Origin of the sequence: Geobacillus sp. LEMMY01 (assembly GCF_002042905.1) — a bacterium.
Lineage (GTDB): Bacteria > Bacillota > Bacilli > Bacillales > Anoxybacillaceae > Geobacillus > Geobacillus proteiniphilus.
Genome location: NZ_MVKA01000024.1, coordinates 54,934 through 65,035, shown reverse-complemented (window position 1 = coordinate 65,035; position 10,102 = coordinate 54,934). Strand labels below are relative to the sequence as shown.

At 53.7% G+C, this 10,102-nt stretch carries 10 protein-coding genes and 1 pseudogene; 8 read left to right on the top strand and 3 right to left on the bottom strand.

The features are described from left to right. Nucleotides 1-178 (bottom strand): annotated as a pseudogene (locus B1A75_RS19405) (IS5/IS1182 family transposase); the annotation flags it as partial. 130 nt (nt 179-308) lie between these two features. Between B1A75_RS19405 and B1A75_RS12490 the strand changes: the two are divergent. The 4 genes from B1A75_RS12490 to B1A75_RS12475 all read left to right on the top strand — a co-directional run bounded on the left by B1A75_RS12490 (nt 309) and on the right by B1A75_RS12475 (nt 4,183). Further along, nucleotides 309-1,058: an SDR family NAD(P)-dependent oxidoreductase gene (locus tag B1A75_RS12490; RefSeq protein ID WP_079936299.1), complete on the top strand. Its 750-nt coding sequence runs from the start codon at nt 309-311 to the stop codon at nt 1,056-1,058. A gap of 65 nt (nt 1,059-1,123) precedes the next feature. After that, nucleotides 1,124-1,369 carry a YueH family protein gene (locus B1A75_RS12485; protein WP_079936298.1) on the top strand — a complete coding sequence of 82 codons (246 nt, stop codon included), beginning with the start codon at nt 1,124-1,126 and terminating at the stop codon, nt 1,367-1,369. A gap of 56 nt (nt 1,370-1,425) precedes the next feature. Continuing rightward, on the top strand, nt 1,426-2,718 hold the full coding sequence (locus B1A75_RS12480; protein ID WP_079936297.1) for an ATP-binding protein: 1,293 nt from the start codon (nt 1,426-1,428) through the stop codon (nt 2,716-2,718). A gap of 316 nt (nt 2,719-3,034) precedes the next feature. Beyond that, nucleotides 3,035-4,183, top strand: coding sequence for a cation:proton antiporter (locus B1A75_RS12475; protein ID WP_079936296.1), 1,149 nt, complete (start codon nt 3,035-3,037; stop codon nt 4,181-4,183). 47 nt (nt 4,184-4,230) lie between these two features. Here the strand turns inward: B1A75_RS12475 and B1A75_RS12470 are convergent, their stop codons facing one another. Then, on the bottom strand, nt 4,231-4,428 hold the full coding sequence (locus tag B1A75_RS12470) for a hypothetical protein (protein ID WP_079936295.1): 198 nt from the start codon (nt 4,426-4,428) through the stop codon (nt 4,231-4,233). A gap of 234 nt (nt 4,429-4,662) precedes the next feature. Here B1A75_RS12470 and glcT point away from each other — a divergent pair, with 234 nt between their 5' ends. The 4 genes from glcT to ptsP all read left to right on the top strand — a co-directional run bounded on the left by glcT (nt 4,663) and on the right by ptsP (nt 9,866). Beyond that, a complete protein-coding gene (glcT, locus tag B1A75_RS12460) occupies nt 4,663-5,520 on the top strand; it encodes a glucose PTS transporter transcription antiterminator GlcT (RefSeq protein ID WP_079936294.1) in 858 nt (285 codons plus the stop codon). A gap of 232 nt (nt 5,521-5,752) precedes the next feature. Next, nucleotides 5,753-7,771: a glucose-specific PTS transporter subunit IIBC gene (gene ptsG, locus B1A75_RS12455; protein WP_079936293.1), complete on the top strand. Its 2,019-nt coding sequence runs from the start codon at nt 5,753-5,755 to the stop codon at nt 7,769-7,771. 107 nt (nt 7,772-7,878) lie between these two features. Further along, nucleotides 7,879-8,145: a phosphocarrier protein HPr gene (locus B1A75_RS12450; protein WP_011230496.1), complete on the top strand. Its 267-nt coding sequence runs from the start codon at nt 7,879-7,881 to the stop codon at nt 8,143-8,145. Continuing rightward, entirely contained in the window at nt 8,145-9,866 is a 1,722-nt protein-coding gene (ptsP, locus tag B1A75_RS12445) for a phosphoenolpyruvate--protein phosphotransferase (protein WP_079936292.1), read from the top strand. The genes B1A75_RS12450 and ptsP overlap by 1 nt, the downstream gene beginning before the upstream one ends. Here the strand turns inward: ptsP and B1A75_RS20310 are convergent. Further along, nucleotides 9,841-9,978, bottom strand: a complete 138-nt coding sequence (locus B1A75_RS20310) for a DUF5370 family protein (protein ID WP_254866632.1) — start codon at nt 9,976-9,978, stop codon at nt 9,841-9,843. The two genes, ptsP and B1A75_RS20310, sit on opposite strands and share 26 nt — an antisense overlap. Nucleotides 9,979-10,102: the final 124 nt, after the last annotated feature.

Here is a 10,102-nt window from a genome sequence, read left to right as displayed (position 1 = left end):
CCGTTTTTTCCGTGTACAGGGGAGCCACCCAATCGTGAATGACGGAAAAGTCAACCGCTTCGTTGATTTGGCGCAGGATATGATGTGGGGGAATCAGGTCCTCCATGTCGATGACTTGAAACAGCCGAGGCTGAGTCGAAGGGTTTTTGGGGGCTTTCATGATCCATTCACGCTCCATTCCAACGATTTTTCTTCCTTTTTCGACATAAGCCCCCTAAATCCCTGCCTTAGAGTGTACTTTTTCACCGGCCTTCTAGAAAACAAATCCATCAGGTTGAATGGGCAAAGGAAGGGAGAAGAGATTGCACATGAGCATGGAACAGAAAACAGCCATTGTCACCGGCGGGGCGAACGGGATCGGCAAGGCGATCGCTAGAGTATTCGCAAAACAAGGAGCGAACGTCGCGATCATCGACCGCGATGTCCAAAACGGTGAAGCGTTCGCCGCGCAATTGCAGTCGGACGGATTCAAGGCGATCTTTGTGGCGGCGGATGTGCGGAAGGTGGACGACATTGAGCGGTTTGTACAAGAAGCTGCCGGCCGCTTCGGCCGCATTGACTATTTGATCAACAATGCCGGCGTCTCACGCTGGAAGTCGCCGTATGAGCTGACGGTTGAGGAGTGGGATGACGTGCTGGCAACGAATTTGCGCAGCGCTTTTTTTGCTTCCCGAGAAGCGGCTAAATATATGCGCCGCAATGCAAAAGGCGGAGCAATCGTCAACATTGCCTCGACAAGGGCGCTCATGTCCGAGCCGAATTCCGAGGCGTACGCTGCATCGAAAGGCGGCCTTGTCGCTTTGACCCATGCGCTGGCGGTGTCGTTTGCGGATGATCGCATTCGCGTCAATTGCATCAGCCCCGGCTGGATTGAAACGGGCGATTACGGGCAACTGCGAGACATTGACCACCGGCAGCACCCGGCCGGCCGCGTCGGCAAACCGGACGATATCGCCCGCGCTTGTCTGTATTTATGCGATGAGGAAAACGATTTTATCACCGGAGTAAATTTGGTCATCGACGGGGGAATGACAAGGAAAATGATTTATATTGAGTAGGGAGCGGGCGTTTGTTAGAATAAACAAAATGGAGACGGTTTCAAAGGAAAAGGTGGGACGGAAAAATGAAAATCCGCAAAACGCCGGTGATGGACGGACAAGCTCCGGCTAACGTCTACATTTACGAAAATCGAAAAGAAGAATATATCGTGATCGCCATTCCGGCGCTTGAGTGGTCATTTTCGTTCGCCTATGAGGAAGAGGCGGAGGCGGTGGCCGAGCGGCTTGAGGCATCGCTAAAAAAGCGGCTTGATCATGAGCGCGCCGTCCTCTTGGCCGTGCGGCTGCTCGGCTGGGCGCGGGAAATGTAGCCTGGCTGGCGGCCGTGGCCGCCAGCGACTTTGCATGTTAGGGGTTCGATGACAACGTGGTCAACAAAGCAAAAGTAATCGCAGTATATATCATAGGCAGCATTTTATGGATTGCTGCCACCGACACCCTGCTCAATATGCTGTCGATCAGCCGCAGTGTATATATGGCGCTTGGCGCCGCCAAAGGGGCCGTGTTTATTTTGCTCTCGGCCATTTTTTTGTACCAGCTGTTAAAAAAGCGCGAGCAGCTGGAAAAGACCGAGGAAAATGAACAGCAGCTGCTTACACTCATCAATTCGATGCCAGATTTCGTTTGCTTTAAAGACAGCGAGGGGCGATGGCTGCGCGTCAACGATTTCGGCCGGCGGCTGTACCGCCTCGAACAGATCGATTATATCGGGAAGACGGACCGCGAGCTTGGCGAGCTTGTGCCGTTTTTTAAAGAAGCGTTTGCGCAGTGCATTGAATCAGACCGCGAGGCGTGGGAGAGCGGAAAGGTGACGCGCCGCGAGGAGTCGTTTGCGACGCCGGATGGGGAAGTGAAGACGTTTGACGTCATTAAAGTGCCGCTCTTTGAAGAAAACGGAGCGCGCAAAGGGTTGTTGACGATCGGTCGCGACATTACCCAGCAAAAGCTTGCCGAGGAGCTGCTCTTGAAAAAAGAAAAGCTGTCCGTCCTTGGCGAGCTGGCCGCCGGCATTGCCCATGAAATCCGCAATCCGCTCACCTCCATGAAAGGATTTATTCAGATGATGCAAGAAACGCGCGAAGTGAATGATCATTATATGCGCATTATGTTAAGTGAACTCGGCCGCATCAACCAAATTGTCAGCGAGCTGCTTGTGCTCGCCAAGCCGCAAAGCCACGATTATCGGCCGTTTTTGTTGAGCGAGGCCATTTCGTATGTCATCAGCTTGATTGGCCATGAGGCGACGTTGAACAACGTTTCCATTTCCGTCCATAACACCGCTCCGAAAGCTTGTGTGTACGGCGATCAAAACCAAATTGTTCAAGTGTTGTTGAACGTTATGAAAAATGCCATCGAAGCGATGCCTGATGGCGGAATTTTATACGTCCACGTTGCTGAAGCGGACGGGAAGATCTATGTCGATGTTGCCGACACCGGCGTCGGCATTTCGAAAGAGCGGCTGCAGAAAATCGGTGAACCGTTTTTCACCTTGAAAGAAAAAGGAATGGGGCTCGGGCTGACGACAAGCATGAAAATCGTTCAGGAACATAAAGGAACGTTGCGGATCGAAAGCGAGGTCGGAAAGGGAACGACTGTCCATTTGACGTTTCCGTCCGGCGGCGTCAAAACGGCAAACGGCCGGCCCAATGCGCTGTCATAACAACAGGCGTCCCCGCAGAGCGAGGATGTCTGTTTTTTTGCTAACGGCTCAATCGATGGCTGATAGGCAGTCGAGTTGCATGGCGGGCAGTGGCCGATGCTTTGCCGATCACCATAGGCAATGTCGGCACATAGCGGTTTGGAACATGAAACGCTTCTTTGTTTGCCGGCTTGCCCCGGCGCGGCGTCGATAGCGGTAAGACAACTAAGGGAGATGTTTCGTTTTGGCCTGAATTCGGGAAATGATAAAAGTGAAACCTTCCGCGCATGATAAACGTAATTCGAAAAAGAGACTTAAAGCGAAGGAGTGTGAAGGGATGTTGATTGCCCAACTGGCGGTCATTTTGTTTGCCGCCAAGCTCGCTGGCGATCTTGCCGTCCGCCTTGGCCAACCCGCTGTGCTTGGCAAGCTGCTGATCGGCATTGTGCTTGGACCGAGCGTGCTCGGTGTGATTGAGGATACCGATCTTTTACAGGAGTTGAGTCAAATCGGCGTCATTTTGCTCATGTTTATCGCCGGCCTTGAGACGGATATGGACCAGTTTCGGCGCACCGGAAAAGCCGCTGTGGCGGTCGGAGTGCTCGGCATTCTCGTCCCGCTGCTCGCTGGGTATGCGGCCGGCGCGGCGCTCGGCATGGGGACCGGCACGGCTCTATTTCTTGGCCTCTTGCTATCGGCGACAAGCGTCAGCATTTCCGTGCAGGCGCTCAAGGAGATGGGGCGCTTGCAGTCAAAAGAAGGGTCGGCGATTCTCGGGGCCGCAGTCATTGACGATGTATTGGTCGTTATTGCCTTGGCGTTTTTATTAAGCCTAACTGGCGGCGACGTCGAGCTTGGGGCGGTTGTGCTGAAAAAAGTCGTCTTTTTTGCCGTCGCCATTTTGCTCGCTTGGAAAGCCATCCCGCTCGTATTAAAGTGGTTTGCCCCGCTGCGTGTGACTGAGGCGGTCGTCTCGGCCGGGCTAGTCATCTGTTTTGCCTTTGCCTATTTTGCCGAGGCGACAGGGGTGGCGGCGATTATCGGTGCCTATATTGCTGGGATTGGGGCGAGCTTTACGGATTATCGCGAGGAAGTGTTTAACAAAGTCGAAACGATCGGCTATGCGCTGTTTGTCCCTGTCTTTTTTACCTCCATCGGGGTTGCGGCCGACTTCTCCGGCATCGTCGAGCATTGGCCGCTCATTGTCGGCTGGAGTGCGCTCGCGATTTTGACGAAGCTCGTCGGCGCCGCGCTGGGGGCAAAATGGGCCGGATTTTCGTGGGGAAGCTCGCTAGCGGTCGGCGCTGGCATGGTGTCGCGCGGCGAGGTGGCTCTCATCATCGCCGGCATCGGCTTGGAAGCTGGCCTGCTTGACGGGGACTTGTTTGCGGTCATGATCATCGTCGTATTAGTGACGACCGTCGTGACGCCACCATTGTTGAAGGCGATTTTCAGCCGCCTCGAGCCGATGCGCCGGGCGGCGTAACGGGCCGCTGGCCATACGAACCGGTGCGGAAGATGGCGGTCCCGTTACTAGCCGTTAGGCGGTGGATACAGCGTAAAACGGAGAGGCTGTCCCGTTCTTGGGCCAGTCTCACTGTCGTTATGAGCGATTTTTTTGGCTTGCTTCGCCGTATCGATGCTGTTTTTTGCCATTTCCGCCTCCGCCTTTGAGACGGTTGGGTTGGCTACTTCTTGGCTCACCTTGTTTTGTCTCCCTTTGTTCGACATGCGATCCCCTCCTTTCGGCCAGTTTCGCTCCGCTTGCCGTATGCCCGCAAAATGCTGTTTAGTTCGTTGCTATGTTTGGTCGGAATTTGATGGCGGGCCCAGTCGATAAAGACGATGTCGGCATGCGGCACGCAAAGAGCCATCTTTTTTCATTGAGCCCGATGGTTTGCCCGGTTTATAATCTAGTTCGGATAGGTCAACGGCAGACGATGGGCACGGAAAGGAGGGAGCCTGGTGGAACAGCAGTTTCGCGTCGAAAAAACGCTCAACAATAACGTGTTAATCGCTTCCCATCCGGTATATGGCGAAGTCGTTTTGCTCGGCAAAGGGATCGGCTTCGGCAAAAAACGGGGGGATGAAATTGCGGAGAGCGCTGTCGAAAAATGTTTTGTCCTGAAAAACGAACGCGAACAAGAGCAATACAAAAAGCTGCTTCCGGAATTGAGCGAAGAATTCATCGCCCTCATGAGCGAGGTGGTGCAACATATTCAGCAACGCGTCGGCGCGCCGCTCGACGAGCACATCCATGTGGCGCTGACTGACCATATCGCCTTTACGTTAAAGCGGCTTGAACAAGGATTGGATGTCAAAAACCCGTTTTTGGCCGAGACGAAAAGCTTGTATCCGTTGGAATATGAAATTGCCAGCGAAGTGGCCCGCATGATTGAACAAAAGCTCGGGATTGCGCTGCCCGAAGGAGAGGCCGGCTTCATCGCCCTTCATATTCATAGCGCGATTTCCAAACAAAGCGTTTCAGAAGCCAATCGATATTCCCAGCTCATTGCTGATCTTGTCAAGATCGTCGAGCAACAGTTCGGCATTGACATCGACCGCGAGAGCATCCATTATTTGCGGTTTGTCCGTCACTTGCGCTATGCGATTGAGCGGATGAAAAAAGGAGAAAAAGTCGAAGAACCAAAAAATTTGTCGAAAATCTTGAAGGAAGCGTATCCATTATGCTATAATCTAGCATGGAAGTTGGTCAAAGTCATGCAGCAAACGCTTCATCTGCCGGCGGACGATGCCGAGGCGGTCTATTTGACGTTGCATTTGCAACGGCTGGCGGAGAAAAAAAACAATACAACTGCATAGGTTGTCTCGCTTTACGTGTTACTGACTCGATCAGGCATGAGTAAAGAGGGCAAACAAGGCGGCAACAGCCGGGAATTCATCTCTGCGCTGTTGTAAGCGTTCTTTTTGCCTCTCTTTAGTCATGCCTTTTTTATTGCACCGGTGCCCTCGGAAACGCTCGCTCCATTTCCGGTACATGAATCGGCTGTTTGCTGCAAAACTTAAGAAAAGGAAACTAAAGGAGGTTATGAAGATGAAACGAGCGTTTGGCACGCTGCAAAAGGTCGGGAAAGCGCTCATGTTGCCGGTGGCGATCTTGCCGGCGGCCGGGATTTTGTTGGCGCTTGGCAACGCCTTGAAAAACCCGGCGCTCACTGACAAAATTCCGTCATTAAAAGCCGACTGGGTCGTGCTCATCTCCAACGTCATGGAGCAAGCGGGCGGCATCGTCTTCTCCAACTTGTCGCTCTTGTTTGCGGTTGGCGTTGCCATCGGCCTTGCCGGCGGGGACGGGGTCGCCGGCTTGGCGGCGATCATCGGTTACTTGATTATGAACGTGACGATGAGCGTCATTTTGGGCGTGACTCCTGATGTGATCGGCGCCGATCCGTCGTTCGCCAACATCCTTGGCATCCCGACGTTGCAAACGGGCGTCTTTGGCGGGATTATCGTCGGGATTTTGGCGGCGTACATGTACAACAAATACTTCAATATTGAACTGCCGCAATATCTCGGCTTTTTCGCCGGCAAGCGGTTCGTGCCGATTGTGACGGCGGCGTCCGCAGTCGTGCTTGGTATTATCATGACATTCGTTTGGCCGCCGATTCAGCACGGGCTCAATGCGTTTTCACACAATATGATCGATGCGAACAAAACGTTGGCCGCGTTCATTTTCGGGGTCATCGAACGGGCATTGATACCGTTCGGTTTGCATCACATTTTCTATGCGCCGTTTTGGTTTGAATTTGGCGAGTACGTCAATAAAGCCGGACAAGTGGTCCATGGCGATCAAAAAATCTTTTTTGAGCAGCTGAAAGACGGGGTCGAGCTGACCGCCGGCACGTTCATGACCGGGAAGTTCCCGTTTATGATGTTCGGTCTCCCGGCAGCGGCGCTCGCGATCTACCATGAAGCGCGACCGGAAAACAAAAAAGTCGTTGCCGGCATCATGGGGTCGGCCGCGTTGACATCGTTTTTGACCGGGATTACCGAACCGATCGAATTTTCGTTCTTGTTCGTCGCGCCGGCGCTGTTTGCCATTCACTGCGTCTTTGCCGGCTTGTCGTTTATGATCATGCACCTGTTGAACGTCAAAATCGGGATGACGTTCTCCGGCGGGGTCATTGACTTCTTGCTGTTTGGCGTTCTGCCGAACCGGACGGCATGGTGGCTCGTCATTCCGGTCGGCTTGGCGTTTGCCGTCATTTATTACTTCGGATTCCGCTTTGCGATCCGCAAGTGGGATTTGGCGACGCCGGGCCGGGAAAAAACGGTCGAGGAAGCGCCGAAAGCCGAGGCAGCAGCTGCTGGCGACCTGCCGTACGAAGTGCTCGCCGCCCTGGGCGGAAAGGAAAACATCGAACATTTGGATGCATGCATTACGCGTTTGCGTGTTTCGGTCCATGATATCGGCCAAGTCGATAAAGACCGGCTGAAAGCGCTCGGCGCCGCTGGGGTGCTTGAAGTCGGCAACAACGTGCAAGCGATTTTCGGTCCGAAATCGGATATGTTAAAAGGACAAATTCAAGATATCATGCAAGGAAAAGCGCCGGCGCGGGCGGAAGAAAAGCCGAAGGAAGCAACGACGGAGGCCGCGCGGACGGAAATGATCGCCTCGCCAATGGCCGGGGAAATTGTTCCGCTCGCTGAGGTGCCTGATCAAGTGTTTTCGCAAAAAATGATGGGCGACGGCTTCGCGGTCATGCCGACGAACGGCACGGTCGTCTCTCCGGTTGATGGGAAAATCATCAACGTATTTCCGACGAAGCACGCCATTGGCATTCAGTCGGCAGGCGGGCATGAAATTTTAATCCACGTCGGCATCGACACGGTGAAGCTGAACGGCCAAGGGTTTGAAGCGCTTGTCAAGGAAGGTGACGAAGTGAAAAAAGGGCAGCCGCTGTTGCGCGTCGACCTTGATTATGTGAAACAAAACGCGCCGTCGATCGTCACGCCGGTGATTTTTACGAATCTCAAAGCCGGCGAAACGGTTCACGTCAACAAGCAAGGCACGGTCGCTCAAGGAGAAGACGCTGTTGTTACGATCAGCTAAACTGCTTATTCGCGGCGGGGCGGGGACAAGCATTTTCCGTTGCCTCCCCGCACCTGCATTTGATATGATGGCAAAGAAAAAATTGAAGAAAAGGGGAATGATGAACCATGGCAGAAAAAACGTTTAAAGTCGTTTCTGATTCCGGCATCCACGCCCGTCCGGCGACGATTTTGGTGCAAACGGCGAGCAAATTCAACAGCGAAATCCAGCTTGAATACAATGGCAAAACGGTGAACTTGAAATCGATCATGGGCGTCATGTCGTTAGGAATCCCGAAAGGAGCGACGATTAAAATTACGGCAGAAGGGGCCGATGCGGCAGAAGCAATGGCGGCGTTAACCGATACGTTGGCAAAGGAAGGCCTTGCGGAATAATGGAAAAAACGATTCATGGCATCGCCGCATCAAGCGGCATCGCCATCGCCAAGGCATACCGCTTAGAGACGCCTCATTTGGCGGCCGAAAAACGAACGGTCGCCGACGTCGAGGCGGAAATTGCGCGGCTTGAGGCGGCGGTTGCGAAAGCGAAAGAGGAGTTGGAAGCAATCAAACAGCATGCCTTGGAAAAGCTTGGCGAAGACAAAGCCGCGATTTTTGCCGCTCATTTGCTTGTGCTTGACGACCCAGAACTGCTGAATCCGATTAAGGAAAAAATCAAAACGGAACAAGTGAATGCGGAATACGCGCTCCATGAAACGGCATCGTTTTTCATTTCCATGTTTGAAGGCATGGACAATGAGTATATGAAAGAGCGGGCCGCCGATATCCGCGATGTGACGAAGCGCGTCCTTGCCCATCTGCTCGGCGTCACGATCTCGAACCCGAGCCTCATTTCTGAGGAAGTGGTCATCATCGCTGAAGACTTGACGCCATCCGATACGGCGCAGCTGAACCGCCAATATGTCAAAGGATTTGCCACTGACATCGGCGGGCGGACGTCGCACTCGGCCATTATGGCCCGCTCACTCGAAATCCCGGCTGTCGTCGGCACGAAGGCAGTGACGGCGGAAGTGCAAAACGGTGACATCGTCGTCGTGGATGGGCTTGACGGTCAAGTCGTCGTCAATCCGTCGCCGGAGCTGCTCGCCCATTATGAGGAAAAGCGGGCGCGCTATGAGGAGCAAAAGGCGGAATGGGCGAAACTCGTCGATCAACCGACGGTGACGGCCGACGGCGTGCATGTCGAGCTGGCGGCCAATATCGGCACGCCGGATGATGTGAAAGGAGCGCTCGCCAACGGAGCGGAAGGGATCGGGCTGTATCGGACGGAGTTTTTATACATGGGACGCTCGGAGCTGCCGACGGAAGAAGAGCAGTTGGCCGCTTACAAAACGGTGCTTGAAAAGATGGATGGCAAGCCGGTCGTCGTCCGGACGCTTGACATTGGCGGCGACAAAGAGCTCCCGTATTTACACTTGCCGAAAGAGATGAACCCGTTTTTAGGATTCCGGGCAATTCGTCTTTGCCTTGAGATGCAGGAGATGTTTCGCACTCAACTGCGAGCCCTGCTGCGGGCGAGCGTGCATGGCAACTTGAAAATCATGTTCCCGATGATCGCCACGCTCGATGAATTTCGCCAAGCGAAAGCGATTTTGCTTGAAGAAAAAGAAGCGCTCCTCCGCCAAGGCGTCCCGGTCACCGACGGGATCGAAGTCGGCATGATGGTGGAAATCCCGGCCGCTGCGGTCATGGCCGATCAGTTTGCCAAGGAAGTCGATTTCTTCAGCATCGGTACAAACGATTTAATCCAATATACGGTGGCGGCCGACCGGATGAATGAGAGGGTGTCGTATTTGTATCAGCCGTACAACCCGGCCATTTTGCGTCTCATCAGTCACGTCATTGACGCCGCTCACCGCGAAGGGAAATGGGTCGGGATGTGCGGGGAAATGGCCGGCGACCCGATCGCCATTCCGATTTTGCTCGCCCTCGGTCTTGATGAGTTCAGCATGAGCGCCACCTCGATCTTGCCGGCGCGCGCCCAGCTGAAACAGCTGTCGAAAGAAGACGCAGCCCGCATCAAAGAGACGGTGCTGTCGCTTGGCACAGCCGAAGAGGTTGTGACCTTTGTCAAACAAACATTTTCTCTTGCCTAAACGAAAGCGTGGCGACGTTCGCGTCCGCCGCGCTTCTTTTTTGTCTGCCGCTTCGTAGCAGGACGCTGTATTCGATCTCAAATCGATATCCTTCGTGTTCGATGGCCCCCATCATCATTCACCCGCCTGCGTTCTATTGTCCCGCACATCGCTATGCCCTATGTATGAATTAAGAAGCTGCTCCTATAGACGGAGGACGATGGTCCTTTTATAATGAAACGTAGTTCGACAAAAAG